Below are 25,270 nucleotides of genomic sequence, written 5' to 3'. Positions count from 1 at the left end.
GGCCGAAGCGCTTGTTAGTGTGGGCTCTTTCTAAGCAGCACTATGGCGTCCAGGCGCGCGCAGGCGGCGTTGTGAGCTTGGGCAGTGTCTGCCGAGCGCAGATACTCGATGGCGAAAGCGTCGACCGCAGCATCAAGTACTTTGCAGAATGCCATACGATGGCGAGAGGCACAGAACGCCGCTTCGGCTGACAGATCCTGGAACAGGAACCGGGCGCTCGAAAGCGAGCCTCCCACTAGGGCGGCGATCTTCAGAACCTGAGCATCGAAGCGGGTTTGGGTCACAACGGAGATCCTAAACTGCGTCCCCACCGTGTCATCACGCGGCGCGAAGGCAAGATCGCGTGACCAGAAATCTAGCGCACTCAGGGCCAGACGGGCACGGCTTGGACGCTTAGTCGTCGGTCTCGGCCATTGCCATGGCCAGGCTGACCAACTGCCGACGTAAAGCTGGCGACATCACTGTGAAAGCCGCCGCCAATTCGTGGGCGCCGCGCTGGTTTAGGAAATCGGTCAGGCCGCCGGCAATGGGGCCATCGCCGACTGGCGTTTCCAAGCCTTCGAAGAACGACGCCAGCGGCGTCTCCAGCTTCAAGGCGATCTCATAGAGCTTGGATGAACTTACGCGGTTAGACCCCCGCTCATACTTTTGGACCTGCTGAAAGGTCAGGCCCAGCGAGTCCGCAAGCTCAGACTGTGAAATTCCCAAAGCCTTGCGCCGCGTCCTGATCAAGGCGCCCACATATAGATCGACATGGTGGGGTTGCGCGCTATTGGCGCCTTAGGGCACAAGCTTCTTCATTTTGTTGGTCTTGGTTCGATGGGGATAGCGGGACTGTTCGTAGGTAAGTCGCTGCGGCCTATTCGTCGAGCGCAGGGATTGGCGGGCGCCACCGTGAGACCAGATCAAGGTGCTCCTCTCCCCGGGTCGAGCGAGCAACATTGAGGCGGATGTAGAGTACCTGGGCGCTGTGAGATCGCACCGCGGCGTCCCATTGCTGGCGGGCGTCCAGGAGACTGCCCACGGCTCCGCAGCACATCACCTGCGGGGTTGTCGCACGCCAGCGCACATAGACGAAGTTGCCCGCCGTTGAAGGCAGCTGCGCAGGATCTTCTATGAGCCTGAAGCGGTAGATCGCGCCTGAGGCGCCGGGGAGGTCGAGATGGTCTTGCACCTCGGCAACATAGGCCTTGCCTGCGGAAAATTCACGAGTCGACTACGCCGATGGTGGTCTCACAGTGCCCCTGTCTTCTACTGACGCCTGGGTCGCAATGGGCCCGAGCCGGTTTGGGGCCTGAACCAAAAAGGGGGAGGTCTCCCCCTGAGCTTGAGCCATGGGGCTCAATCTACCCCCTCTGCGGGGACACCCCGCAACGCCCCGTTGGCTGCGACGGGCGGAGACCAAAGCCTCAGGGACGCCTTCTTGAGCCCGGGCTAAGGGGCCTCGCCCCTCGCGCGCGGAAGACCGGCCTTGGGGTGTCCCCTGCCTTCCTCCCCTCGGTCGTGCAGGCCGGGCGATCCCCCTCCCCTCCCCCGGTCATCCGCTTGCTACCCCCGCCTCGCCGGCGGGCAGGGGTTGATGCGCAAGGCATCGAACCCAGACCGGAGATCAACCGTGACCGACAAGCCTCTCTTCGCCAGCCAGGCCGAGCGCACCGCCGAGACGGCGCGGCTCAACGATCTTGCCCGCGCCGCCCCCAAGAGCGTCAACGCCGTGTGGTTGGCCACCAGCGGGGTCGCCGCATTGATCGCCGAGGCGCCCGGCGCCCAGATCACCCTGGTGCGCGCTCTGGCTGGGTTTTCCCAGTTCGACGCCGACGATGATCCTTACGGCGAGCGCGATTTCGGGGCGGACGAGCTTTGGGGCGAGCAGCTGTTTTGGAAGATCGACTACTATCATCCCGACCGCGATGAGCACTCTCCGGTCAAGTGGAGCACCGAGCTGACCCGCCGCGTTCTGACCATCATGCTGGCCAGCGAGTATTGACCGGGCGGGCCAGTCTCCTGGACTGGCCCGCTCCCTTTCCCGATGCTATATTGAGGGCGTTCGAAGGAGTTTCGCCATGGGCCGTTGGTCCTCATCCGACCCCGCAGACGTGGCTTGGCGCCGCGAGCAGATGAGCGCCAGCAACGACATCGAGGGCGTGCGCCGCGATCCGCAGGCCGACCAGCTGATGGCGCGCCTGGACGCCGAGGGCAAAACCCCTGCCCAAAAGCGCGACGCCCTGCGCGGCTACTTCGCCCAGAAGGCTTAGTGAGCGACCGAAAGGCGGCCGAGCGCGCCGCGTTCGAGCGGGTTTTCTACCCAGACAGCCGCGTGCTCGTAAACGAGCTTGGCCTGCGCGACGCAGCCTCGCTCGATGCGGCCGAGCGCCTTTTCACCGCTACGCGGATCGAAGAAGGCATGCCCGCGCGGGCTTCCGAACCGACCTACGCCGGGTTCAAGGCGATCCACCACCATCTCTTTCAGGGCCTCTATGCTTGGGCCGGGCAGGACCGAACCTATACGACGGGTCGCGGACCCACCCCGTTCGCGCCGCCCGAGCAGATCGGCCCCTGAATGGAAAAGCAGTTCGCGGCCTTCCGTGCGGCCGACGAGTTGAAGGGACTAGGCGCGGTGGCCTTCGCGACGCAGGCAGCCGAGTTCCCGAGATCAATGCCGCCCGCCCCTTCATCGAAGGCAATGGCCGCGCCCAGCGCGTGTGGCTGGGCGGGGTGGCCGAACGGGCCGGCTTTGAATTCAAGATCCGGCCCGAGGACCAAGCGGCTTGGTCTGAGGCTTCGCGCATCGGGTTCGAGGCGGCCAATACAGCGCCGATGGCCGAATTGATCCTGGCGCGGATCCAGACCTTACAGCTGGTCGAAAGCGGTCGCGGCCCTGAACGGGCCGCGCAGTTTCTAGCGATGAGCCGCGAGGCGGCCTTGGCCAGCGGCGATGGAAGTTTTCTGGCGGCGTGGGCGAACCTGGACAAGATCGCGGCCGTCGTCGGCAGCGCCATGGCCCATGACGCTGATGCGCAGGCTCGTTTGCTGGACAAGGCCCGCCACCAGGTGGCCGAGCATTTGCGAGCCGGCCGCGTGATCGTCGAGGTCAGCAAGGAGCAGGCCTGGCGCAACGCCTCGCAGGACCAGGCCCCCTCCCCTGCCGATAAAGACCGCTAAGCTCGGCCTTGGTCAGAAATCCACGGGGATGGCGGGCCGAGCGGCTCCCCCATAGAGCAAGCGAGGACCGCCAAGGCGGCTGCGAGTTGAGCAGGCGCCGGGCGCGGTGGAGTTCTGGCCGTCGTCTAGACGCGGTGTTTGTACGTGCAAACTTTGGGGTGCGGGGCGGCGCGGGGCGCCGGCAAGCCTGGAGCTTGCTAGCCGCCTACGGCGGCAGGCCCCGCCGGGTCTGGGCGAGGGATCTGGCCGATCAAGTTCGCGGCGCGCCAAACCTCGACGATGTCGGCGCTGTCGTGCTGGCCCAACAGGGCTAGGGCATGCCTTCGCGCCTGGTCGTCACTTCCGAAGGCGGCGACGTCCATGAAGAGCGTCGCGCCGGCCCTGGAGTTTCCAAGGAAGGTGTAGGCGTCGTCACGCATTGGTCGGCGGAGCCCTCAGAGCAACTCGGTGCGATCAAGCCAAGAATGCCACGGCGACGCTTGCGTTCCAAGCCCCTGGCGGGCGCGGGGCGTGGCGGATCCCTTGCGGTAGTTGGCTTTGCGTCTCGCTTGGCGAGACTGATCGAACGCTGACCACGCGGGCGTGGCGTGTTGCTAAGGGGCGGTCGCCCCTCGCGCCCGGGGGGTAAAGTCTGCGCTGCGCTCCGACCGGACGGGGGGTGTCCCCAACCTTCCCTCGCTGGGCTCACCTCATATGTGGACGACCCCCTCCTCGCAAGTTGATTGGCAGGTGTTTTGATCAGATCGCTTGCATTCATATGTCCGGCCTTTTGATGTGTCCGCATATGAGGTGAGGCCCATAGGGAGACCGTCCCGTCGGCTTCTCCTATTTTAGTTTTCGGTCGCGCTCGGTGATGCGAGCCAGGTGAGCGATGTGCTCGTCTTGGATTGCCTCGAACGATTCCAACAGAATTTCTGCCATAGTGGCGTCATTGCCAGCCTTCTCTAGCCCGGCCACGATTGCCGTTTGGCGAAGCAATATAGCCGCGCCCTCTCGGGCGTGACGTTGCACCATCTGCATTTCCGTCTCGCTCGCCATGCAGCACCCTACAGCTTCGCCAGACCTTTGTTCTAGGCACCACAGGTGCTCGTTCAGGAATCACAAGGAGAGCTTCGCCGCCTGGCGATTTAGCGACTCCCGGCGGCACAGGAAACCTTTTGACCCGCCCAGCGCTTAAGCTTCCAGCTTCGGTGTGCTGCCACCGATCTAGCGGGGCAGCTATTCATATGACGGCGCTGGATAGATTTGAGGGTGAAACACCACACGCCGCTGGCGCACTAGCCAAAGAACATGCGCGCCTGATTTCGGCTGTGGTTTCCAACAAAGATCGCGAGGCCTTTGCCGTCTTGTTCAACACCTTCGCGCCTTGAGGTGAAAATCTACATGATCAGGCGGGGGGCCGCCCCTGAATTGGCCGAGGATCTAGCGATCGAAACCTTTGTGAATTTCTGGACCAAGGCCGGCGAGTGCGACCTGCGTGATAGAAGTGCTGCGGGGTGGATTTTTAAGATTGCCCGCAACACTTCCATTGATGCCCTTCGCGGCGAGCGCCACCCTTCCGATCTAGTCGCGCAGATGGATGCCGCGCCTGGCCCAACCACGACGGAAGGCGATCACCTCAGCGCTGAGCGCGAAAATCGCGTGCGATCGGCAATGAACTGCTTGCCAACCAGAACAGGCGCAAGTGCTTGAGATGTGATTTTTCGATCACCGTTCCCATGCAGACATCGCCACTGCGTTGAATCTTCCGCTTGGCACGGTGAAAGCCCGGATAAGGTTAGCCATAACGCGCTTGCGGTCAGCCCGCTGATTGCCCATCGCGGCCAGCATTTCCCGCCGGATGCAGACGCGCTTGCAAAGGCAGTATTACTGGGAGGGGAAGGCCATACCCTGCCCCCTGCGGCCGAGCCTTGCGTCTCGGCCGACCCCTCCAAGCGGGGCCGCCCGCCCCGCAACGCCCGCCACTACCCATCGACCGGAATCAAGGCGGATATGCTTTCCGCCAGCTCGGCAATCCTGAATGGCTTGGTCAATCGCGGCAAGTCCTGTGCAACGCCGTCCACCTCTGCATAGCCAGACACGATCAAAATCGGGAGTGTCGGCTCGATGGCCCGCGCCTCGCGCGCGAGGTCCACTCCGTTCATTCCCGGCATGAGGTGATCGGTGATGAGGAGGTTCGGCATCGTGCCAGTCTTGAGGCGCTGCAAAGCCTCCTCCGCGGTCCCCGCCTCGACGACCTCGAACCCGAGGTCCATCAGCATGTCCGCGGTGCTCAAGCGCACCAGCTCTTCGTCGTCTACGAGCAGCACAACGCCACGGCCGACGCGCGTTGCGGGAACTGCGGTAGAAGCCCCTTCGACGCCAATCGCCGCAGTGCTGATCGGGAGCCAGATCTCGATTGTCGTGCCTCTGCCAGGCGCGCTGTCGATTGTCAGCCCGCCACCGAGCTGCGCCACGAGGCCGTGGACCATGGACAGCCCCAAGCCGGTTCCCTGGCCGACGCCCTTTGTGGAAAAGAATGGCTCGATCGCGCGCTGGCGCGTCGCTTCGTCCATCCCCGCCCCTGTGTCGACGACGCACAGCAGCACATAGTCCCCGGGCTGGAGACCGGAAGCGTGGCCCGGGCGCACGCTCTCTCGCCTTGCCTTGATATTGAGTTCACCGCCGTCCGGCATGGCGTCGCGTGCGTTCACCGCCAAGTTCAGGAGCGCCATCTCAAGCTGGTTCGGATCGGCCTTGGCCGGCGGCAGGTCCGGGTCGATAACCACACGCACGTTGATCGTCGGACCGAGCGTCGAGCCGATCATGCCGACCATGCCTTCGACGAGCTTAGAGATCTCTACGGCGACCGGCTGGAGCGGCTGGCGTCGAGCAAAGGCGAGCAGACGCTGAACCAATGTCTTCGCCCGCTCAGCCGATTGCAACGCGCCGTCGATCAGCCGCCGCTCGCGCTCGCTACCGACGCCGCGGCGCACCAGCATGTCGAGGCCGCCGACAATCGGGGTGAGAAGGTTGTTGAAATCGTGCGCGACGCCGCCGGTGAGCTGCCCCATCGCCTCCAGCTTCTGCGACTGCCGCAACGCTTCCTGCGCCTGCGTCAGCTCGGCCGTGCGTTCCTCGACACGCTGCTCTAGCGTCTCGTTCATCTCGCGTATGCGCGCTTCGTCGCGCTTGCGCTCGGACACGTCGTTAAACAGCGCCGCGACCCGGCGCTGCTCGGGCTCCCCGACCCGGTAGGCGTAGATTTCGTACCAGCGGCCCAGCGCTTGGGCGACGTCCTCAACGCGCAGCGGCGTGCCGGTCAGGGCGACCTCTCCATACAGGTTGTACCAGCGCTGCTCGTGACCTGGGGCGAGTTCGCTGATCCGCCGTCCGACCGCACTCACCAGGCCGGTCTGCGCCTCGAATGCTGGGTTCACCTCCACGAAAACATAGTCGACGGGCCGACCCTCGCCATCGAACAGCATTTCGAAGACGCAGAACCCCTGATCGAGGCTCTCGAACAGAGTATGATAGCGATCCTCGCTCTCGCGCAGCGATGTTTCGGCGCGGGCCCGCTCGACCGCCGTCCAGATGCGCTCGGCGACCTCTTCGACAAGGGCGATTTCGCCCTGTGTCCAGACTCGATGGCAGGTTGAGGCGGCCACAATCGCCCAAAGCGGGTTGTTCTCGCCTTTGCGCAGGGTCGCAGCGATCAAGGCTCGCAGGCCGAGGCCGTCGAAACTCGCCCGGTCGATGTCTGAAAGCCCGTCCATCTCCACGACATCGTCGATCACCAACGTCCGATCAAACGCCGCCCGAAGAGCCTCTGGAAAATCGGACAAACGGACTTGGGCGGGCAACGGGGACAGACGGTCGTCGTGCATTTGCTGGGGGAAGTCGGCTATGCCCTCTGCCAGCCGATAGATCCCGACGTAGCAGCGATCGAGCCGCATGTGCTCGAAAAGCATCCGGAGCGCTCGGTCCGCTATGGCGTCGGAGCTTGATTCCGCCCGCAGCGCATCGCTGAGTTTCAGCAGGAACGCCTGGTGATCCTGTTCCTCCAGCTCGGCTTCCTCGCCATAGTGTAGCTCGGTCACCCGCGTGACCTGGTGAATGATGGCGCTGACCTCGCCCGACGCATCGAGCATCGGCGCGTTGATCGCTTCCCACCAATGCGGCTCGAACCCGCCGCCGGGAATGGAAAGGTCGTAGCGCACGCGCTCCATCGCGTCGGTCGTCCGCGTCGTCAGGACATGATCCAGCGAAATGGCGAGCGCCTCGGACCCGAGTTGGCCTGGGCGGCTCGGGTCATCCGGGAAGACATCGAACAGCCTGCGTCCGACGAGACTCTCGCGCGTCGTCGAAGTTGCGGCGAAATATGCGTCGTTCGCTGCGGTGATCGTGAAATCGGGCGCGTTCGGCGAAAGCACCATGAACGGCACCGGCGACGCGGCGAACAGGGCTTGGTATCGCGCTTCGCTTTCGCGGAACGCCGCTTCGGCCCGCGCGCGCTCGACCGCCGCCCAGGTGCGCTCGGCCACGTCCTCGACGAGCGCGACCTCCTCGGACGTCCAGGCCCGGGGCTCGGCCTGCGCCGCGGCCAGTGCGGCGACGAAGCGGCCCTGCTTGACCAGGGGCACGATGAGGAGCGCGTGGATGTCGCGCGCCTCGACGCGCTCGCGCTCGCCATCCTCCACGACGTCCGTCACGCCGGTGTCGGGGATAACGACCGGCCCGTCGTGCTGGAACGCCACTGTCAGGTCCGGCCAGTCCTCGAGGGGGTAGGTCGCGGCCAGGCTCATCCGCTCGCCGCGCCGGTAGTCGCGGTGGATGACGTAGCGGCTCCGCTCCGGCTCGGCCTCGAAGTAGTAGCAACGGTCGGCGCCGAGCTGCTCGCCCAAGAGCCGGGTCGCCTCACCCTGAACGTCGACCGCGTCGCCGAGCGGCCGCAGCGCGTCGCTGAGGCGCAGCAGGAACGCCTGCCGCTCCTCGCCCTCGCGCAGCGCCGCCTCGGCGCGCTTGCGCTCGCTGATATCCCTGTAGAATACGGCGATCTCGTCCTGGCCGTTAGGGTAAACGCTGACCGAAAACCAGCGGTCGACTGTTTCCGAATATTCCTCAACGGTGACCGACTCGCCCAAGGCAATGGCTGGCGCAAAGATCGAGGTCCAACGCTCGGCATCGGCTGGCGTGACAATGTGCGTGAACGGCTGTCCGATGATCTTCGCGCGGTCGAAGCCGGCCTGATGTTCCAACGCCTTGTTCGCGTCCCGATAGATCAGGTCGATTGTCTCGCCCCCGGGCCCGCGCACGACGCCGAAAAGCACAAGACCCTCGGCCATATTGTCAAACAGCGCGCGAAACTTCTCCTCGCTTTCGTTCCGGGCAGCCTCAGCGCGCGCGCGCTCGACGGCAGCCCAGGTACGCTCGGCGGCTTCTTCCACCAACGCCACCTCGCCGGGCGTCCAATGTCGCGGCTGCGAACTCACCGCGCCTAATGCCCAGATCGGCGTGCCTGCCCCCTGACGCAGCGGCGGAGAGAGGAACGCCCCGAAGCTCATCGCTGCGAGCGAGCGCTTGTCGGTATCGGTCAGCGCAGGATCGTTCGCCGTGTCATTGAAAATCAGCGTTCGATCTACGGCTTGCTTGCCCGCTTCCGGAAAATCGGAAAAGTGGAGCGGCGTGGGCATCGGCGTAAGATCGGGGCGCCGGAATTCCTGGATGACGTCGATCCGATCCCCGGCCGGATACATGGCAGCCGCATAGCATCGGTCGAGCCCCAACTCGTCGGCGAGCATCCGTGTGGCAAGATCCACGACCGCATCGTCGTTCGGCTGAGCGCGCAGCGCGTCGCTGAATCGTAGCAGGAAAGCCTGCCGCTCCTCGCTCTGCCGAGCGGACTCGCGCGCCTCTTCGATCTGCTTGCGCGTCTCAACCTGCGCCGAGATGTCGCGGAAATAACAAACGACCGCATAGTGACCGCCTGAAACAGAGATCCGATCCAGGCGCCATTCGTAATATTCGATGACGTTGCGGTCCCCGCGATATTCGGCGCGCTCGGGTGTGACGTAGGGCTCGCCGGTTTCCAGCGTATGGCGAAAGATGCGGACGAGCTCGTCGGCATATCCCTTGTCCCACAGGATATGGATGACTTCGTCGAAGTCGCGGCCAACCGGCCCTCCGGTTATGTCGCCGAATACAGGCAGGGCGATGGGATTGACCTGCCGAATCACGAAATCGCCGTCGACCAGATAGACGCCCAGCGGCGCCTTATTGAGCAGTAGTTCGAACTGCTCCTGGCTTGTTCGGAGCGCCGGCTCGGCCAGAACTCGTTGCGTGGTTTCGGTGCAGAAGCAGAACATGCCGGCGACCGCGCCGCTCTCGTCGCGAACCGGGGAGTAGCTGAACGTAAACCAAGTCTGTTCGTCGTATCCCTTGCGATTCATAAGGAGGGGCAGGTTCTCGCGATAGGTGGCATCGCCCGCCATCGCGCAGTCGATTAGCGGCGAGATGTCGGACCAGATTTCCGACCAGACATCGTGAAAGCGGCGTCCGAGCGCGTGCGGGTGCTTGGCGCCGAGGATCTCGGCGTAGGTGTCATTGTAGAGGAAGCCGAGTTCCTCGCCCCACGCTACGAACATCGGGAACTTGGAATTGAGCAGGAGCCCCACGACAGAACGGAGTGACTGAGGCCACGTCGCCGGATCGCCGAGCGGCGACGCCGACCAGTCGTGTGCGCGCATCAGCGCGCCCATCTTGCCGCCGCCGGTCAGGAAGGCGGCATCGGAACCGCAGGTCGCAATACTTGCCAATCGCCGTCCCTTCTTATCAGCCCGGAAATTCAACAGTCTGACCTGAGATTTAGCGCGTTAGACCGGCTTCGTCTTTGGGGCAAATGTGGTCTAAGCCGGAATACTGCGCGCGAGCCGACGACAGCGTTAGAGGGCTGCGGCTGTCGCCGTGATGGGTCTGGAGGGCGCGAATCGTGGAGCCGGCCCCAACGCCGCGCTCGGCCGCGAGGGCGAGAAGGTCTACCTTTTTTCCCATGTTGGCGTCCAGTTTGCCTGATTAGTCGAACGACGCGTTCTTCGGAGGAGAGCCTGCACCCCACCACGATGCAGGGACGCTAGGCGCTCGGGGCCAGAAGCCGCAGGAGGCGAGAGCCTGGGCGGCAAATCAGCAGCCCACAGAACTCGGGCTTCCGCCCTCAAATGGCCGCTTACGCAGCGGAAACAGACCAAAGTTTCGAAAGAGAGGGCCATCGCGCGCCGACCTGATGGGTCGTCGGAGTGATCCCGCAGCTGCGTCCGCCAGCACAACTCCAAATCACATAAATAAGCACATTGAGGGCTTTTTAGGTAATAAAACGCCTTGACCTGCTGTCCGTATCAACCCACGGTTGGTCGGCCCGGCCTTCACGGGCTGTCGAGACGGAAGGATCCAGCGATGAGACCAATCTCCAGAAATCGTCGCAGAATCACTCTTGGCCACCCGATGGGCGCGGTTCTGCTGCTCGCCGTAGGGGCGGCTCTCGTGATGGCGGAGCCTGCCTGGGCGGCCGGCGGCGGCACGGCCATGCCCTGGGAAGGACCGCTGACCACGATCATGAATTCACTCGCCGGACCCGTGGCCAAGGCGATTGGTGTGATCGCCATCGTCATCACCGGACTTGGCTTTGCCTTCGCCGAGGGCGGGTCGGCCATGCGCAAAGGCATCGGCATCGTGTTCGGCCTGGCCATCGCGTTCACGGCGACAACCTTCGTGACCAGCTTCTTCAACCTGACCGCTGGCGCGGTATTTTAGGATGGCGGGATCCCGGATCGAGGGCTTCGAGATCGGCTTCCACAGTTCGCTGTCCGAGCCGGTCACCATCGGCGGCGTGCCACGGATGATCGCGGTGTTGAACGGCACGGTGACCGCGACGCTCGCCCTGGGGCTCCAGGTCCCGATGATCGGCATCCCCTTGGGCCTTGCGGTCCACCTCTGCGCCTACTGGCTGACCAAACGCGACCCCTACTTCTTCGACGTGCTCGGCCGCCACATCCGCCAAAAGCCCTACTGGGACGCCTGACGGCCAGCTCCCCGTCTTCGTCGGGGAGGCCCGCGCGTTTGAGCTCCCCTCCCCCCTTTGTCCTGGCTCCACGGCGCCAGCCCGATGCTGGCACTCGGCTTTCTCGGAGGAGACTTCACTTTGCTCTATTTGAAGGAATACCGCCCGAAGGCTGAGCGACTGTTCGACCATCTGCCCTGGGTCGCGCTGATCGGCCCCGGCCTCGTCCTGAACAAGGATGGCAGCTTCCAGAAGACCCTCAGCTTCCGAGGACCGGACCTCGCCAGCTCGACGGATGCCAGCCTTGTGGCGATCCGCGCTCAGCTCAACAACGCCCTTCGCCGTCTCGGCTCGCGCTGGTGTTTGCACATCGAGGCGGTTCGGGCAGCCTCCCAGGATTATTCGGCCGGCGAGTTTCCCGATCCGGTGTCCGACCTCATCGACGATGAACGGCGTGTGGCGTTCGAGGTGGAGGAGCGGCACTTCGAGAGCCGCTATTTCCTCACGCTCACCTACCTGCCGCCCGAGGAGGCGATCAGCACCGCCGAAAGCCTCCTGCTGGAGAACGCGCCATCCGGCCGCGGCGCAGCGGGAATGTATCGCGCGGCCCTCAATGACTTCCTCGGCACGGTTCGCCAGGTCGTCGATATCCTGACCGCCATCATGCCCCGCGTGCGGGAGCTCTCGGACGATGAGACGCTCACCTATTTGCACGGGTGCGTTTCGACCAAGCCCCACTACGTCCGCACCCCTGAAACGCCGGCCTATCTCGACGCCTTCCTCACCGACGATGACTTCCAGGGCGGGCTTTTTCCCAGGCTCGGGAAGAGCTTCATCCGCACGATTTCGGTGCGCGCCTACCCGACGACCTCGTCCCCCGGACTGCTCGACCGCCTCAACGAGCTGGGCGTCGGCTATCGCTGGGTGTGCCGCTATCTGCCGCTCGACAAGGAAGACGCCCGGCGGGCCGTGACCACGCTGCGCAAACGCTGGTTCGCCAAGCGTAAGGGGGTCATGGCCCTGCTCAAAGAGGCTATCACCCACGAGCCTTCCCAACTGGAAGACCCGGACGCGGCCGCCAAGACTGACGACGCTGACGCGGCCTTGGCGATCCTCGGCGGCGACTTTGCCTCCATCGGCTACTTCACCCCGACTGTCACCCTGATGGACCGCGACCCTGACCGGCTGGCCGACAGGGTTCGTGAGGTGGAAGGCGCCATCAACCGGGTCGGCTTCGTCTGCAAGGTCGAGGACATCAACGCGGTCGAGGCCTGGCTCGGAAGCCTGCCAGGGCAGGCCTATGCCGACCTGCGCCGGCCGTTCGTCTCCTCCCTGAACCTTTGCGACATGATGCCGATGTCGGCAATCTGGCCCGGCCCGACGCGCAATGAACACCTCACCGCCGAGTGCGCCAAGCGCGGCCATCCCGGCAGCCAGCCGCCCCTGATGGTCACGCGAACCGCTGGATCGACTCCGTTCCGCTTCGATCTGCACCAAGGGGACGTCGGCCACACGATGGTGGTGGGCCCGACCGGCGCCGGCAAGTCGGTGCTGCTCAATACGATCGCCACCCAGTGGCTCCGCTACCCCGAGGCCCAGGTGTTCTTCTTCGACAAAGGCGCCAGTTCGCGCGCGGCCACGCTGCTCACCGGCGGGCAGTTCTTTCACCTTGGCGGCGACCAGGGCGAACTCGCTTTCCAGCCGTTGGCGGAGATCGACGGCGCCGAGGACCGCGCCTGGGCGCAGGAGTGGGTGCAGGATCTGGTCGCCGCCGAGGGCGTGGAGATCACGCCGCCGGTAAAGGAAGAGATCTGGGGCGCGATCAAGAACCTCGCGGCCGGCCCCCGCCAGCAGCGCACCCTGACGCTGCTGGCAGCGACAATCCAGGATCACACAGTGAAGGCGGCCTTGGCGCCCTTCACCCTTAGCGGGCCGCATGGCCATCTCCTCGACGCCCAGCAAAACCTCTCGTCGGACGCCCGGTGGCAGACCTTCGAGATGTCGGACCTGATGACCAGCAAGGCCGCCCTGGCCCCGGTTCTCACCTACATTTTCCGCAGCCTGGAGAAGCGGTTCGACGGCCGGCCGACATTGCTGGTCCTCGATGAGGCCTGGCTCTTCCTGGATCGGGGAGCCTTCGCCGCGAAGATCCGCGAGTGGCTGAAGACGCTGCGCAAGTTCAACGTCGCCGTGGTCTTCGCCACCCAGAGCCTGGCCGACATCGCCAACTCATCGATCGCGCCGGCCCTCATCGAGAACTGCCCGACCCGGGTCTTCCTGCCCAATCCCGACGCCCAGACGCCCCAGATCCTGGCGCTCTACGAGGCGTTCGGCCTGAACGCGCAGCAGGTCAGGATCATCGCCAACGCCACACCCAAGCGGGAATATTACTACCAGTCGAGCACCGGAAACCGGCTGTTCGAGCTGGGCCTTGGGCCTCTGGCCCTGGCGACCGTGGGCGCCTCTTCGCCCGGCGATCAGCAGCTCATGACGGCGCTCCTTGAGGAGCACGGGCGGGCCGGGTTTGCGCCAGCCTACTTCGCGGCGGTCGGACACCCGGACGTCGCGAAATACCTCAGCGACCAACTCGTCGAGGCAAAGGTCGCATGACCATGCGTCGCCAACCCGATGAAACGACCGAGGCCCATCCTGGCCGCCAGCCTCACGTCGCCCCCTGGATCAACGCCTTCGCGGGTCTTGCGTCTCGGGTGCCGCCGCGCTGGACCCGCACACGCCGGCGTCGGCGGCTACTGTTCCTGGCTCTTTGTGCGCCCGGCTTCGTCGCGATCTTCGCGACGCCACTGCACCACAACTTCTTCCTCCTCGTGTTCGGCATTGTGCTTTTCGCCGCCGCGGCCCTGTTCCGCGCGCTGACCGAGCCGCTCTTCGAGCGCGCGGACGCCGTCGGGCGGCTGATCATTTCCCCTGCCCCACCCCACTCGGAGGACTCTCGCCATGCGTAGGCTTGTCGCCGCTACCGCCGCTGTCGCGGTCCTCAGTCTCGGTCTCAGCACGACCGCGCCGCCGACGGCGCAGGCGCAGATCGCGGTCATCGATCCGCAGGCCATCGTCCAGGCCATCAAGCAGGTCGAGCAACAGCTCCAGATGATCACGCAGCTTCAGCAGCAGGTCGCCAGCCAGGCGGCCATGCTGCAGAAGCTTGGCGTCGACGTCACGGGGCCGCTGCAACAGATCGCGTCGGAGGCCACGCAGCTTCTCCAGACCGCGCAGGGCATCGGCTACCAGGGCCAGAACCTCGCCCAGCAGTTTCAGCAGGCCTATCCGACCGACCTAAAGGGGATGAGCTTTGCCCAGACGCGGCAGGCGCTCGCCGGATGGCAGGCCAACAGCCGCCAGACCCTCCAGGAGGCGATGGCGACTCAGAACCTGATCGTTCGCTCGCAGCCGACGACCGCCGGTGCCGTCAACGCAGCGGTCGCGGCGTCTCAGAACGCCGCGGGGCAGACGGCAGCTATCCAGGCGACCAATCAGTTGCTGGCGAGCCTCAGCACCCAGCTCACCCAGCTCCAGACCATCCTGATCACTCAGGGGCGGGCTCAGCAGACCGCCGAGGCGCAGGCACAGGCAGCGAGAGCCGCCGGTGATGCCGAACATGAGCGCGTCTTTCACGGCGCCCCCCCGGCCGCCATCGGCGTCAAGAATTCGGACCACCTTTGATGCGCCGCACCCTGATCCTCGTGGGGCTGACGACCCTCGGTCTCTCCGCCTGTAGTCGGCCCGTCCCGTCCCACGACAAGGCGTACTTCGCCGCACATCCCCAAGAGCGCGGGCAAGCCCTGGCTGCCTGCCGAAACGATCTGGGGCGCCTGGGTGAGACGCCCAATTGCGTCAATGCCGTTCAAGCAGACGCCGACGCCGAGCACGAGCGGGTGTTCCACGGCGCTCCGCCGACCGCGCCCGGCGTTCGCAACCCTGGCCATCTCTAGGAGCGCGGAAGCAGACGATGAGCACAGCTAGCCCCGCCGGCCTGGACGTCTTCCTGAATAACTTTCGGTCACAGGTCGATAGCGGCTTTGGGCTGATCTCTGGGGATGTCCAGTCGGTTCTAGCGACCCTCGTGGTGATCAGCATCGTCACGACAGCGATCCTGTGGGCGATCGACGAGAATCAAAACGTCCTCGCCGCCTTGGTTCGGAAGGTCTTGTTGATCGGCTTTTTCACCTGGCTGGTGACCCAGTGGCACAGTCTCAGCCAGACGGTCGTGGAGGGCTTCGCCAGCCTCGGCCTCAAGGCCGGGGGCGGCGCTATGAGCCTCGGCGACTTCCTGAACTCACCATCCAAGATCGTCATGAAGGGCATCGAGATTTGCATCGGGCTTTTCGACTACATCCACCGGGTTGCACCGGGGCCGGTGGAATTTTTCGCGCATCTCGACGTCGTGTTGATGGCCTTGATCGCCTGCATCGGCGTGCTCATCGCGTTCGTGATCCTGGCGATCGAGGTCACGGTCGTCGTCATCGAATTTCACATCGTCACGCTGATCGCGTTTGTGACGGTCCCGTTCGGCATCCTGACCCAGACCTCCTTTCTGTCTGAAAGAGCCATTGGCTACGTTGTCTCGGTCGGCATCAAGTTGATGGCGCTGGCCATCGTGATCTCCATCGGGACGACAATTTTCGACGCCTACACGGTGTCGGCCGATCCAGACATCTACGAAGACGTCGGGCTCCTCCTCGGGGCGGTCGTCATGGTGATGCTGGCGCTGAAGATCCCCGCCATCGCCGGTGCGCTGATCAGTGGCGGTCCGCAGCTCAACGCGGGCAGCGCCCTGATGGGCGCGGCGGGCGTCGCTGCCGGTGTCGCCGGCGTCGGCCTCGCGGCTCGCATGGCGGGGGGCGCCATCGCTCAGGGCGCGGCCGCTGGCGGCGCCAAGGTGGCCGCAGCCCGTGCCGCGTCTGGCGGCCTGTCGTCAGGCGGAGGAGCCCCTGGTGGTGGTGGTGGTGGTGGTGGTGGCGGCGGCGGCGGCCCGAGCCCGTCTCCCAGCCACGGGCCGGGTCCCGCTCCTAGCCCGGCCTCTACCAGCCGCAGCGCGCCCGTGCCGGATTTGGACGGTCCGTCGGCATCCAAGGCGGAAGCCTCCGCTCGAGACGCGGACTCTAGTTCGCCGATCGTTGCGCGAGCGCGGACCCGCCAGAGCGGGTTGGGCTCGGCGGCGCGCACCAGCGCCGCGACCGCGGCCGCCAGCGGTGACTCGAACAGCCCCGGGATGTCGGCCTCGCCGATCCGTCCCGACGATGACCCCAAGTCCTAGAGCCCCTGGAGAACCGCCATGTTGAACGCCTTCAGGAGACCGCAAGACCGTTACGGCAGCTCCGCGCCGGTCGAGAGCCCCTATCAGCGCGCCGCGCAGGAGTGGGACAATCGCATCGGCTCGGCCGTCGCGCAGGCGAAGAACTGGCGGCTTGCCGCCTTCTGCTCGCTGGGCCTGGCGGCCCTGTCGCTTGGCGGGTTCATCTACCAGGCCAGCAACACCAACATCGCCACCTTCGTGGTTCCGATCGACAAGTACGGCAGGCCGGGCCGCATCGAGGTCGCCGGGCAAAGCTACAAACCGTCGACGGCGGAGGCCGGCTACTTCCTAGCCGACTGGGTGACGCGCACCCGCTCCAAAAGCATCGATGCGATCGTCATCCGGGACAACTGGACAGCCGCCTATCGGTTTGTGGCGGGCTCCGCCATTGGTCAGCTCAACGACTACGCCAAGACCCACGACCCCTTCGCCAACGCCGGCGCCCAGGCGGTCAGCGTCGAGATCGTCTCCGTCCTCGCCCGCAGTCCCAACACCTACCAGGTGCAGTGGCGGGAGACGACCTTCGACCAGGGCGCCACCGGCGCCACCGAGAACTGGACGGGCCTGTTCACCGCCAAGATCAACGCGCCGAAAAACGAGGTCGAACTCCGGGCCAACCCCCTCGGCATCTACATCACCTCGTTTCAGTGGAGCCGGGAGCTTTAGTCATGACACACACATTCCTCCGGGCCTGCGGCGCCACCAGCCTCGCCATCGGGCTCGCCCTCGCGGGCAGTTCCGACGTCTCTGCCCAGGTTCAGCCGGCGCCGGCGCGGGCCGTTCCGCCGTCCGCGCCACCCCGCGCTTTGGCCGTGGTGGTTGCGGCGCCACGAGCAGCCGCCACGGCCGTGCCGGTTCAGCCGCCCCGCCGTCGGCCCGTGCGCCGCGCGACCTATGCTTCGCCGGTGCTGCGGACTGTTCAGGCGGGCAATGACGCCGCGCGGTCGTTGCCCTCGGCCGGGGCTTACCTCAACGCCGCGCTCTATTACGACTTCGAGCCAGGGCGGCTCTATGTGGTCCACACCAGCCCACGGTTTCTGACCGCGATCACCCTTCGCCCGGGCGAGAAGCTGATCTCCAAGGCGGCCGGTGACACGGTGCGATGGGTGCTCGGCGAAACGGTCCAGGGCGCCGGAGCCAGCCAGCAGGTCATCGTATTCGTCAAGCCGATCCGCGGCGGCCTCCGGACCAACATCATCCTGACCACGGACCAGCGGACCCATCTGCTCGAAGCGGTCAGCCATGAGGGCGAGACCTATACGAGCGTGATCAGCTGGAATTATCCGCAGGAAGAGATGCGCGATGCGCAGGCGGTTCGCGCGGCGGCCGACCAGGCGGTCGTGGCCAGCAGCATCGCTATTGACCGCCTGAACTTCGCCTATCGGATTCAACCAATCGGAGCCCGGCGCGGTCCCCGCTGGCAGCCGCTGCGGGTCTTCGATGATGGCCTGAAGACCTACATCCAGTTCCCCGCCGACCTCGCGGCCACGGAGGCCCCGCCGCTCTTCCTGATCGGCCCGAACAAGCAGGCCGAGCTGGTCAACTACCGGTTCGCCAACGGCTACTACGTCGTCGACCGGATGATCGATGTCGCCGAACTGCGGCTCGGCGAGGGCCGCCAGGTCGTGGTGCGGATATCCCGCACAGGCGGGGCGCGCTGAGATGAGCCATCTGCCTCCCGACCCGCCCGCAGACGGCGTTGGACCGATGGCTGCGCCGGAGCGCAAGGCCTCACCGGCCAGCGTGCTGACTGGTCCCCGTCCGCCGGTGACCCGGTGGAATCGCAAATACCTGCTGGCCGGCTCCGCCGCGCTGGCCAGCGTCGTGGCCTTGGGATTCTATCTCGGCTTTGGCGGCTCCCACACGCGGGCGGCCAAGGATCAGGATCCGCAAGCGGCGGCCGACACCCAGACGCCTCAACGTCCCGAAATCGCCAACCGCTTCGCGCAGGGATACGGCGATCCGGGCCTGCAGGCTTCGGCGCCGGGCATGGCCACCCTGCCCCCGCCCGGTGGAGACATCGCGGGACAGCCAGCGGCCGGCGTCGCTACCGCGCCCCCTGCGGCGCCGGTGGACCCCGCCGTTCAGGAGGCTCGCGATCAGGCGCGCGCGGCGCGCGCGGCCGGTCCCTTCTTCGGCGGACAGCCGGTGCAGGTGGCCGATAGGGATGTGGCCGCGCCGGCGGCGGGATTGGCGGGGTTCCCCGCACGAGCCGCCCCGCCGGCCGAGCGGTCGGCGGAGGTGCAGCCGCAAAATGGCCAGGGCGCCAAGCGCCAGTTTCTGGCCGGCTCCCGGTCCGAAGACTACCTGGCCAATCCGCTGCTGCCGCCGCTCAGTCCGTGGGAGGTGAAGGCGGGAACCCTGATCTCGGCCGCTCTCATCACAGCGATCAACTCCGATCTGCCGGGCGAGGTGATCGCCCAGGTGACCCGGCCGGTTTTCGACCACGTCACCGGGCGTACTGTACTGATCCCGCAGGGCGCGCGGCTGATCGGTCAATACGACAGCCAGGTCGCCTACGGTCAGGAGCGGGCGTTGATCGCCTGGAACCGGATCGTCATGCCCGACGGCCGGTCGATCAATATCGGCTCGATGACCGGGGCCGACCTGGCCGGCGCCAGTGGCCTTCGTGACCGCACGGACGGGCACTTCGGCCAGCTCGCGCGCGGCATCCTGCTTTCAACGATTTTCAGCATCGGCGCGGCGTCGGCCCAGGACGCCGGCACTCGAAGCTCTGGCGGCCTAGTGGTCAATAGCGCCGCCAGCGGCATCTCCAACCAGGCCCAGCAGACCGGTCAAAGGATCACTGAGCGTGATCTGAACCGCCAAGCCACGATCACCGTGCGCGCTGGCTGGCCCCTCCAGGTCATCGTCAACAAGGACATGATCTTCATCCCCTACCCGTAAGAGAGAGTTCCAGTGACCCAGACCGCAGAGAAGCTCGGGCTGTTCCTGTCCGAAGGCCTGCACCAGGACATGGTGTCGGCCGCCGAACGACTGAATACGCGCAAGAATCCTCGTGGCTGTGTGCGGCTCATTTATGAGCGCGCCTTTCGAGAGTTGGTGGAGGCGCTGGAGAGCGGCGGGGAGATCGCCTTCCCCGCCGTGCGCGGCGCCAAGGACCGGGTGTCGGTGCGGCTGTCCCGGCCGCTCTGCCTGCGTATTCGCCGGCACACCGACGGTCTCAATCTCAAGCTGACCGACTTCGCCTTCGCGGCGATCGACCGCTTTCTTCAGTCCATCAAAGGAGACACCTATGACGCGACCCGCCAAGCCTACCCTGTCCCTGGCTAAGATCGACCTCGAGGAGAAGGTGACGGACCTGCGCCTGCGGCTGCGCGGCAAGCTCGCCGTCGACCTGGTCGACTATCAGCGCGCCTACGCCCAGAGCAACGCCCAGGAGATCGCGCTCGAACAGCTCGTGCCCCACATCCTGTCGACCTTCATGGAGGCGGATCGAGGCTTCCAGGCGTGGCGCAAGGCGAACCCGGTCAGCGGAGCGTCGTAGCGTTCGCCCCGTTCTGATCGACGGGGTCGACCTACCACGGCTGGCGCTGTGAAGTCCTCTGACCACAAGCGGTAGATCCCTGAGTCGGTAGCCGGGGACTCGTTTCTGAATATCCGTCAACCGCCCGAATCGGCCCTTTTTGGTCGAAATGGTGCAATTCCAAGCCTTCAGCTTCGACCAGACTCACTGAACGCTGAGCCCGACTGAGTCGCGCGCCAGATCCTCTGCACGCGCCTGGTCGCCCATCAGGAATCTAGCTTGACCTAGACGAGACCCCAAAACGGCGAAAGCCCCCAGTTGACGCTGGAGGCTTTCGGAAATCGCAGGCGCCGTGTGGTAGCGGCTTGATTGATCGGGACCAACCTAGAAGGCGCATTTTGCGTCGTCAAGGCCCGAATAGGAGACCTGTTGTCTTCTGCCTGCCGGTTTCGCACCGTCGAAACGGCCTCGTCCCAGCACGAAGGGACGACATGCAAAGCGCATTATCCGAGGACGACTGGCGACCAGGATTCGCCAAGCGAGCTCCCAACTTCGACGCGGTCTGCGAGCAGGCCCGCGCCTGGCGTTGGAGCCCGGGCGAAAGCATCGCGCGCATCGCCGCGGCCGTGCTGAAGGGCACGCCCACACTCACCATCCAGCAGCGGATGGCCCTGCTGCTCTATGTCGAGCACCTTAATCAGGACCGCCTGGAGAAGGACGTCGCCTGCGTCTGGCCAAGCACGGCGCTGATCGCCGACTACCTCGGCTGCAGTGAAAGCACGGCGCGGGCCAACCGGCGCGGCCTGGAGGCGGCTGGCTACTTGGTCCGCGACTACAATCGCGCCAACCGCCCCGCCGGCGTCGAAGCCTATGACCTGGCCCCGCTGGCGGCGCGCCTAGACGAAATGGAGGCCGCTGACGCCGTGCTCCGCGAGGCGGCGCAAGCTCGCCGGGCCCAGTACCTTGAGCCCGTGGTGTTTGCGCAGAGATATGCCGCCCAGGCGCCCATATCCCGGCGCCTAGAACAGTCCCATAAGAACGACAGTTCCTTTGTACAGCATAAGGACGCGCCTTCGCCGCGAACTTCCTCCTTCGCGCGTCCGGCTACGCATCCCGCGAACGGCAAACAGGACGGATCCTCGGGCCAACGCCACAGCAACGGAACGTCCAGCGCCATTTGCTCTCCGGAGGGAGCAAGCGGCTTGGACGGTCCTCAATCTGCACCGTCCGCGGCGGCGGAAATGGTGCGCCAGGAGCTCAGGGCCGCCGTCCAGGTCTGTCACAGGCTGGCCGCGCTGGTGGGGGATCATATCCTCGCCGACCCCGCTAGCGCAGGCCCTGCCGATGTCGCCCGGATCGCCGCCGCGGCGGAAACCTGGCTCCCCGAGATCGAACGCAACAACGCACTGTCGGTCGGCTGGGGCTGGGCCCGCCACGGGCCGCGGGTGATCGCCATGCTGGCCATCGCGCTGGAAGACCCGGCCATCCAGAGTCCTTGCAAATACTTCGGCTGGATGGTCACCCGAACCGCCCAGGGCGCGCCCGATCTGCGCCTGAACCTCGCCCGGATCATGCGGGTTAAGGGGGAAATCCCGCCGCCGGAGGTCGCCCCGCCCGTGGCCCTGATGGCCGCGCCCGGGACCGACGATCCGACCTGGCAGGCCATCGCTACTGCGCTCCGCGCCATCGTGCGCGAAGGCGCCTATGGGAGCTGGTTCGGAAAGGTCGGCTTCCACGGCATCGAGAACGGGCTCTTGACCCTGTCGACGCCGAGCGGGATTGCCGCTGACCGGATCAAACGGGAGTACGTGACCGCCATCCTGCAGGCGGCCGAGGTCGCCGAGGTGTTCGTCGAGCGGGTCCTGGTCACCCTGCGCAAGGATCATCGATGATTGGGCGCAGCTTGTGGGTCGTGCTTGGCCTGATGCTCGCCGCGGCGAGCCCGGTCTCGCTTAGTGGTCAGGCCCGCGTGGTCGATGGCGACACCTTCACCCTCGGCTCCGAACGGATCCGAATGTGGGGGATCGACGCGCCGGAGGGGCGACAGACCTGCAAGGACGCCAGCGGCGTCGACTACCGTTGCGGCGAGGTGGCTCGCGACCGGCTGATCGGGTTGATCGCGCGCCGCAATGTCACCTGCGAGGTGCGGGACCGCGACCAGTATAGCCGGGCCGTCGCCCGCTGCAGGGTGGGCGATCTCGACCTTGGCCTGGAGATGGTCAGAGGCGGGTGGGCGCTGGAATATCGCCAATTCAGCGGGGGAACGTACACGGCGGCGGAAGCCGAAGCGCGCCGGACCCGGCGCGGGGTCTGGGCCGGCGCCTTCGAGCGGCCCTCGGAGTGGCGGGCGGCTGAACGGTCAGCCGCGGCCCCCATACCTGCTTCGGCGGGGCCGCCCGCGAGCGGCGGATGTGTGATCAAGGGCAACATCAACGCCGCCGGACGGCGGATATTCCATGTGCCCGGCCAGGAGGACTATGCCGCGACGCGGATCGACCCGTCGCGCGGCGAGCGCTGGTTCTGCACAACGGCGGAGGCGCAGGGGGCTGGATGGACAGCTGCTAGGCGTTGAATCCGGCCGCCGTGGAGAAAATTAGGGGCGTGCCGCAGATCCGGATCATGTCAGATTTTCGATCTTTGTGTTGAGGAGATCGTTCGGAAAGCCACGGATCAACAATGCTTCGACCTCACTGATCATTCCGTCGCGAACCGAATAGGCGCTGAAATAGGCCGCCAAATCGTATAGCGGCACGGTGATTGGTCGAATCTGACGCCGCTGTTCATCCGCGCGCCTAAAGGCTTGTTTCCGTTGGGGGTGTTCGACACGCCGAATGTTTTGGACCGTGCGGTCTCTGTTGAATGCGTTGTTTATTTCCTGCCAGAGAGTGAGCTTAACCGTCTTGCCAACATAAAGCGCTGAACCCCTACTGTCGTAGAGGATGTAGACGCCCCTGTTAGCACTAAGCTCGTCTTTCAGGCCTTTAAGATACAGCGATTGCTCGCCCTCGGTGCTGAAGATTTCGTATGGAGCATCCCTCTTCGACGCACAAGGATCTACTCGGCAATAATCAACGATCGGGCGGATTGCCGACAACTCTGTGCGGCCAATCGTCATTCGCTCGATGCGCTCTAAGAGACCAACCATCTGCCTCGTCGTGATGTTTTCCTTTGCACGCCAGTTCGCTAGGGCGGCGACCGTTAGCCCAATGTGCTGGGCGAACTCGCGATCCGTGCTCTTGATCGCTCCACTAGCCACAAGCTTGCTCTTCAGCGCTTCAAGAAATTCGTCCCCTCACAACTGCGGATCCTCTCTATTGCCTCGGTCGGCCTAAGCCGAATGGGACGTCCAAAACGCTGCGGTTTGGGCGGTCAAGCATTCGGCATTTTCCGCTGCCCCGCAATTTTATAACGGCATCAACTCGCCTCCGAACGAGCGATCGATCCTGCTGTAACCGTTATGCGCCCATCCCGTCATCCGAGTTGGGCGGAGCCGGAATCCTGGCTGGCGGCCCGGGTCGGGGCGCTGGGCTGTTTGTCCGTGGACAGAATGATGGGGCCGAAATAGCCGAAATCATCGCGGCAGGCGGCGACCGCCAGGCCGACGTCGCGATAGAGCTTGGGGGCATCGGACTTGAACTTGGCGAGCCGGTATTCTCCTGCGCGTCCGGCCAGGCGCAGCCAGACGCTCCAGTCGCCGTGTTCGCTTTCGGTCAACCGGACCTCTTTGAGCGAGCCGCCACGCTCAAGATACATCGAGACGTTGCGGGCCCGGATGGCCAGCTCAGGGTTCGCGCCGATGACCCAGGCTTCTTCGCTCCGGCCCTCGTCCCCCGCGATCTGATCAGTGTTCATCACGGAATGCCCCAAACTCACGATGGGCTTATCTTGCTATAAAAGCACATGGCTGTCGCCCTCCTGATCGCCGCCTGTGACGATTTTGCGCCGCCATTTCCCGGGCAATCGCCTCAATTTCAAGCCTGTGGGTTGCGATGCCGAGGGGGGAGCTTCGGTTTGGCGAGTGATTGTCCAGGATCAGGGTCTGTCTGTGGATTTGGTGGTGGAGCGCCCTCCCCCTGAGTCGCAGGCGTTGCTCTCTGCGCCTACCCCCACCAGCGGGGGCCTCCCCCGCAACGCCCCCGGGGTCAGATCCCGAGCGGCCGGCGGCCGCGGACGGAAAGGGCGGAGGCAGGCCTGGGGTGGGTGAACTTTGGTCAGGCAGTCCCGGGAGGTCGCCATGTCCTTGAGACCCATCGTCCAGGCCCTGGGCGGCGATCTCTACGATCGCGGCCAGAGGGCGAACATTCCAGCGCCGGGCCACAGCGCCGCCGACCGATCCGTCTCGCTGCTGCTGAAGGAGGGGCGGATCATCGTCCACACCTTCGGCGATGGCGACTGGCGCGCGGTGCTCGATCACCTGCGCGCCGAGGGCCTGGTGGACGCCCACAACGCCCCGACAACCCTTAGCCAGTCGCGCCGAGCCTCGGCGATCGGGAACACCGGCACGACGATCGAGCGCCTGAACGCCGCCCGGCGGATCTGGGAGGCTGGAAAGGCCGTGGCCAACACCCTTTCCGAGCGCCATTGTCGGCTGCGGGCGATCACGCGCGCCCTGCCAGGTCCGCAGGTGCTCCGCCACTGCGGCCATGCGCCGGTCTCGGCCTATGCGGCGGAGAGCCGCCACCATCGCCCCGCCCTCCTGGTGGGCGTCAGCGATGCCATAGGCGCCTTCACCGCCATCGAGGTGACCTATCTCGCGCCCAACGCCCATCGGGCGGCGGACCTGCGTCTGAACCGCAAGACGGTCGGCGCCGTGCCCGCCGGGGCAGCGGTTCGGATCGATGAGGCGGCGCCGGAGATGCTGGTCGCCGAAGGCCTTTTCACCACGCTATCGGCCAGTGAGCGGTTCTCGCTTCCGGCCTGGTCGCTGATGTCGACCCGCAACCTGCGAAGCTGGACCCCGCCGCCTGGCGTGCGCTCGGTGCTGATCGCGGCTGATCGCGGCAAGGATGGTGAGGCTTCGGCCGAGCACTTGCGCGCCAAACTGGTCCGGGCCGGCCTGAAGGCCTGGGTCGAGTTGCCGCCGGGCGTCATAGGCGATTGGAACGAGGCGGCATTCGACCCAGGTGGCCACGCCGCCCAAGCGTTTGATAGACGGTAATTGGCGCAGGCCGGATGATCCCTGCGTCCTAATTGGCTGGAAATTAGCCCTGGGTCCTTGCCGGCAAGCCGACCTTCAGATTCCCACAGGCGATCAGCCAGCCATCGGGCGGCTTCGCGA

The 25,270-nt window shown here is 65.4% G+C and carries 27 protein-coding genes and 1 pseudogene; 21 read left to right on the top strand and 7 right to left on the bottom strand.

What is annotated here, in order from left to right:
- Positions 1-14: 14 nt before the first annotated feature.
- Positions 15-284 (bottom strand): hypothetical protein, encoded by a 270-nt coding sequence (locus ACP7AG_RS10785; protein WP_426030803.1) that lies wholly within the window; start codon positions 282-284, stop codon positions 15-17.
- 109 nt (positions 285-393) lie between these two features.
- Complete coding sequence (locus tag ACP7AG_RS10780; RefSeq protein WP_426030802.1) at positions 394-741, bottom strand: helix-turn-helix domain-containing protein; 348 nt, start codon at positions 739-741, stop codon at positions 394-396.
- A gap of 874 nt (positions 742-1,615) precedes the next feature.
- On the opposite strand from ACP7AG_RS10780, the gene ACP7AG_RS10775 reads away from it, so the two are divergent.
- The 4 genes from ACP7AG_RS10775 to ACP7AG_RS10760 all read left to right on the top strand — a co-directional run bounded on the left by ACP7AG_RS10775 (position 1,616) and on the right by ACP7AG_RS10760 (position 3,162).
- Entirely contained in the window at positions 1,616-1,987 is a 372-nt protein-coding gene (locus ACP7AG_RS10775) for a DUF3768 domain-containing protein (RefSeq protein ID WP_426030801.1), read from the top strand.
- A gap of 76 nt (positions 1,988-2,063) precedes the next feature.
- On the top strand, positions 2,064-2,255 hold the full coding sequence (locus ACP7AG_RS10770; protein WP_101714475.1) for a hypothetical protein: 192 nt from the start codon (positions 2,064-2,066) through the stop codon (positions 2,253-2,255).
- Positions 2,255-2,560, top strand: a complete 306-nt coding sequence (locus ACP7AG_RS10765; protein WP_426030800.1) for a hypothetical protein — start codon at positions 2,255-2,257, stop codon at positions 2,558-2,560. Before ACP7AG_RS10770 ends, ACP7AG_RS10765 begins: the two co-directional genes overlap by 1 nt.
- 155 nt (positions 2,561-2,715) lie before the next feature.
- Positions 2,716-3,162 carry a hypothetical protein gene (locus ACP7AG_RS10760; protein ID WP_426030799.1) on the top strand — a complete coding sequence of 149 codons (447 nt, stop codon included), beginning with the start codon at positions 2,716-2,718 and terminating at the stop codon, positions 3,160-3,162.
- 197 nt (positions 3,163-3,359) lie between these two features.
- On the opposite strand, the gene ACP7AG_RS10755 is transcribed toward ACP7AG_RS10760, so the two are convergent.
- Positions 3,360-3,581: a hypothetical protein gene (locus ACP7AG_RS10755; protein WP_426030798.1), complete on the bottom strand. Its 222-nt coding sequence runs from the start codon at positions 3,579-3,581 to the stop codon at positions 3,360-3,362.
- Positions 3,582-3,987: 406 nt separating this feature from the next.
- Entirely contained in the window at positions 3,988-4,200 is a 213-nt protein-coding gene (locus ACP7AG_RS10750) for a hypothetical protein (protein ID WP_426030797.1), read from the bottom strand.
- Between the two features lie 333 nt (positions 4,201-4,533).
- Between ACP7AG_RS10750 and ACP7AG_RS10745 the strand changes: the two genes are divergently transcribed.
- Both ACP7AG_RS10745 and ACP7AG_RS10740 read left to right on the top strand, forming a co-directional pair.
- Complete coding sequence (locus ACP7AG_RS10745) at positions 4,534-4,854, top strand: sigma factor (RefSeq protein WP_426030796.1); 321 nt, start codon at positions 4,534-4,536, stop codon at positions 4,852-4,854.
- Positions 4,855-4,873: 19 nt separating this feature from the next.
- Positions 4,874-4,972, top strand: a pseudogene (locus ACP7AG_RS10740) (sigma factor-like helix-turn-helix DNA-binding protein); the annotation flags it as partial.
- 154 nt (positions 4,973-5,126) lie between these two features.
- Here the strand turns inward: ACP7AG_RS10740 and ACP7AG_RS10735 are convergent.
- Positions 5,127-9,989 (bottom strand): PAS domain-containing protein, encoded by a 4,863-nt coding sequence (locus tag ACP7AG_RS10735; RefSeq protein WP_426030795.1) that lies wholly within the window; start codon positions 9,987-9,989, stop codon positions 5,127-5,129.
- Between the two features lie 601 nt (positions 9,990-10,590).
- On the opposite strand from ACP7AG_RS10735, the gene ACP7AG_RS10730 reads away from it, so the two are divergent.
- From ACP7AG_RS10730 to ACP7AG_RS10665, 14 genes are all read left to right on the top strand, one after another.
- Positions 10,591-10,947, top strand: coding sequence for a TrbC/VirB2 family protein (locus ACP7AG_RS10730; protein ID WP_426030794.1), 357 nt, complete (start codon positions 10,591-10,593; stop codon positions 10,945-10,947).
- A gap of 1 nt (position 10,948) precedes the next feature.
- Complete coding sequence (locus ACP7AG_RS10725) at positions 10,949-11,215, top strand: VirB3 family type IV secretion system protein (RefSeq protein WP_377371708.1); 267 nt, start codon at positions 10,949-10,951, stop codon at positions 11,213-11,215.
- A gap of 120 nt (positions 11,216-11,335) precedes the next feature.
- On the top strand, positions 11,336-13,804 hold the full coding sequence (trbE, locus tag ACP7AG_RS10720) for a conjugal transfer protein TrbE (protein WP_426030793.1): 2,469 nt from the start codon (positions 11,336-11,338) through the stop codon (positions 13,802-13,804).
- Positions 13,801-14,157 (top strand): hypothetical protein, encoded by a 357-nt coding sequence (locus ACP7AG_RS10715; protein ID WP_426030792.1) that lies wholly within the window; start codon positions 13,801-13,803, stop codon positions 14,155-14,157. Before trbE ends, ACP7AG_RS10715 begins: the two co-directional genes overlap by 4 nt.
- A complete protein-coding gene (locus ACP7AG_RS10710; protein WP_426030791.1) occupies positions 14,150-14,872 on the top strand; it encodes a conjugal transfer protein TrbJ in 723 nt (240 codons plus the stop codon). The genes ACP7AG_RS10715 and ACP7AG_RS10710 overlap by 8 nt, the downstream gene beginning before the upstream one ends.
- A complete protein-coding gene (locus tag ACP7AG_RS10705) occupies positions 14,872-15,141 on the top strand; it encodes an EexN family lipoprotein (protein WP_426030790.1) in 270 nt (89 codons plus the stop codon). The genes ACP7AG_RS10710 and ACP7AG_RS10705 overlap by 1 nt, the downstream gene beginning before the upstream one ends.
- 17 nt (positions 15,142-15,158) lie before the next feature.
- Positions 15,159-16,466 carry a P-type conjugative transfer protein TrbL gene (gene trbL, locus ACP7AG_RS10700; RefSeq protein WP_426030789.1) on the top strand — a complete coding sequence of 436 codons (1,308 nt, stop codon included), beginning with the start codon at positions 15,159-15,161 and terminating at the stop codon, positions 16,464-16,466.
- Positions 16,467-16,484: 18 nt separating this feature from the next.
- Entirely contained in the window at positions 16,485-17,171 is a 687-nt protein-coding gene (gene trbF, locus ACP7AG_RS10695) for a conjugal transfer protein TrbF (protein WP_426030788.1), read from the top strand.
- 2 nt (positions 17,172-17,173) lie between these two features.
- On the top strand, positions 17,174-18,166 hold the full coding sequence (gene trbG, locus ACP7AG_RS10690) for a P-type conjugative transfer protein TrbG (RefSeq protein ID WP_426030787.1): 993 nt from the start codon (positions 17,174-17,176) through the stop codon (positions 18,164-18,166).
- Between the two features lies 1 nt (position 18,167).
- Complete coding sequence (locus tag ACP7AG_RS10685; RefSeq protein ID WP_426030786.1) at positions 18,168-19,412, top strand: TrbI/VirB10 family protein; 1,245 nt, start codon at positions 18,168-18,170, stop codon at positions 19,410-19,412.
- A 12-nt stretch (positions 19,413-19,424) separates the two neighbouring features.
- Positions 19,425-19,799 (top strand): hypothetical protein, encoded by a 375-nt coding sequence (locus ACP7AG_RS10680; RefSeq protein WP_426030785.1) that lies wholly within the window; start codon positions 19,425-19,427, stop codon positions 19,797-19,799.
- Entirely contained in the window at positions 19,762-20,013 is a 252-nt protein-coding gene (locus ACP7AG_RS10675) for a DUF2274 domain-containing protein (RefSeq protein ID WP_426030784.1), read from the top strand. The genes ACP7AG_RS10680 and ACP7AG_RS10675 overlap by 38 nt, the downstream gene beginning before the upstream one ends.
- Before the next feature lie 344 nt (positions 20,014-20,357).
- Positions 20,358-21,884 carry a DnaA N-terminal domain-containing protein gene (locus ACP7AG_RS10670; RefSeq protein ID WP_426030783.1) on the top strand — a complete coding sequence of 509 codons (1,527 nt, stop codon included), beginning with the start codon at positions 20,358-20,360 and terminating at the stop codon, positions 21,882-21,884.
- Positions 21,881-22,564 carry a thermonuclease family protein gene (locus ACP7AG_RS10665; RefSeq protein WP_426030782.1) on the top strand — a complete coding sequence of 228 codons (684 nt, stop codon included), beginning with the start codon at positions 21,881-21,883 and terminating at the stop codon, positions 22,562-22,564. Before ACP7AG_RS10670 ends, ACP7AG_RS10665 begins: the two co-directional genes overlap by 4 nt.
- 45 nt (positions 22,565-22,609) lie before the next feature.
- Here ACP7AG_RS10665 and ACP7AG_RS10660 read toward each other — a convergent pair whose 3' ends face one another.
- Together ACP7AG_RS10660 and ACP7AG_RS10655 are read right to left on the bottom strand one after the other, a co-directional pair.
- Complete coding sequence (locus tag ACP7AG_RS10660; RefSeq protein WP_426030781.1) at positions 22,610-23,248, bottom strand: hypothetical protein; 639 nt, start codon at positions 23,246-23,248, stop codon at positions 22,610-22,612.
- Between the two features lie 215 nt (positions 23,249-23,463).
- Positions 23,464-23,844 (bottom strand): hypothetical protein, encoded by a 381-nt coding sequence (locus ACP7AG_RS10655; protein ID WP_426030780.1) that lies wholly within the window; start codon positions 23,842-23,844, stop codon positions 23,464-23,466.
- Positions 23,845-24,226: 382 nt separating this feature from the next.
- Here ACP7AG_RS10655 and ACP7AG_RS10650 point away from each other — a divergent pair, with 382 nt between their 5' ends.
- A complete protein-coding gene (locus ACP7AG_RS10650) occupies positions 24,227-25,150 on the top strand; it encodes a DUF7146 domain-containing protein (RefSeq protein ID WP_426030779.1) in 924 nt (307 codons plus the stop codon).
- Positions 25,151-25,270 lie beyond the last annotated feature (120 nt).

Origin of the sequence: Caulobacter sp. DWP3-1-3b2, assembly GCF_049896325.1 — a bacterium.
In the GTDB taxonomy this organism is placed as follows: Bacteria; Pseudomonadota; Alphaproteobacteria; order Caulobacterales; family Caulobacteraceae; genus Caulobacter.
Note: the sequence above shows the minus strand (reverse complement) of the source record. Positions and strands in the feature narration are given on the sequence as shown.

Excerpts from the sequence above, each read along its gene's own strand:
- trbF (WP_426030788.1), top strand. The coding sequence starts at position 16,485 with ATGTTGAACGCCTTCAGGAGACCGCAAGACCGTTACGGCAGCTCCGCG.
- ACP7AG_RS10710 (WP_426030791.1), top strand. The coding sequence starts at position 14,150 with ATGCGTAGGCTTGTCGCCGCTACCGCCGCTGTCGCGGTCCTCAGTCTC.
- ACP7AG_RS10730 (WP_426030794.1), top strand. The coding sequence starts at position 10,591 with ATGAGACCAATCTCCAGAAATCGTCGCAGAATCACTCTTGGCCACCCG.
- ACP7AG_RS10655 (WP_426030780.1), bottom strand. The coding sequence starts at position 23,844 with ATGAACACTGATCAGATCGCGGGGGACGAGGGCCGGAGCGAAGAAGCC.
- ACP7AG_RS10675 (WP_426030784.1), top strand. The coding sequence starts at position 19,762 with ATGACGCGACCCGCCAAGCCTACCCTGTCCCTGGCTAAGATCGACCTC.
- trbL (WP_426030789.1), top strand. The coding sequence starts at position 15,159 with ATGAGCACAGCTAGCCCCGCCGGCCTGGACGTCTTCCTGAATAACTTT.
- ACP7AG_RS10770 (WP_101714475.1), top strand. The coding sequence starts at position 2,064 with ATGGGCCGTTGGTCCTCATCCGACCCCGCAGACGTGGCTTGGCGCCGC.
- ACP7AG_RS10715 (WP_426030792.1), top strand. The coding sequence starts at position 13,801 with ATGACCATGCGTCGCCAACCCGATGAAACGACCGAGGCCCATCCTGGC.
- ACP7AG_RS10685 (WP_426030786.1), top strand. The coding sequence starts at position 18,168 with ATGAGCCATCTGCCTCCCGACCCGCCCGCAGACGGCGTTGGACCGATG.
- ACP7AG_RS10705 (WP_426030790.1), top strand. The coding sequence starts at position 14,872 with ATGCGCCGCACCCTGATCCTCGTGGGGCTGACGACCCTCGGTCTCTCC.
- trbG (WP_426030787.1), top strand. The coding sequence starts at position 17,174 with ATGACACACACATTCCTCCGGGCCTGCGGCGCCACCAGCCTCGCCATC.
- ACP7AG_RS10725 (WP_377371708.1), top strand. The coding sequence starts at position 10,949 with ATGGCGGGATCCCGGATCGAGGGCTTCGAGATCGGCTTCCACAGTTCG.
- ACP7AG_RS10665 (WP_426030782.1), top strand. The coding sequence starts at position 21,881 with ATGATTGGGCGCAGCTTGTGGGTCGTGCTTGGCCTGATGCTCGCCGCG.
- ACP7AG_RS10750 (WP_426030797.1), bottom strand. The coding sequence starts at position 4,200 with ATGGCGAGCGAGACGGAAATGCAGATGGTGCAACGTCACGCCCGAGAG.
- ACP7AG_RS10650 (WP_426030779.1), top strand. The coding sequence starts at position 24,227 with ATGTCCTTGAGACCCATCGTCCAGGCCCTGGGCGGCGATCTCTACGAT.
- ACP7AG_RS10755 (WP_426030798.1), bottom strand. The coding sequence starts at position 3,581 with ATGCGTGACGACGCCTACACCTTCCTTGGAAACTCCAGGGCCGGCGCG.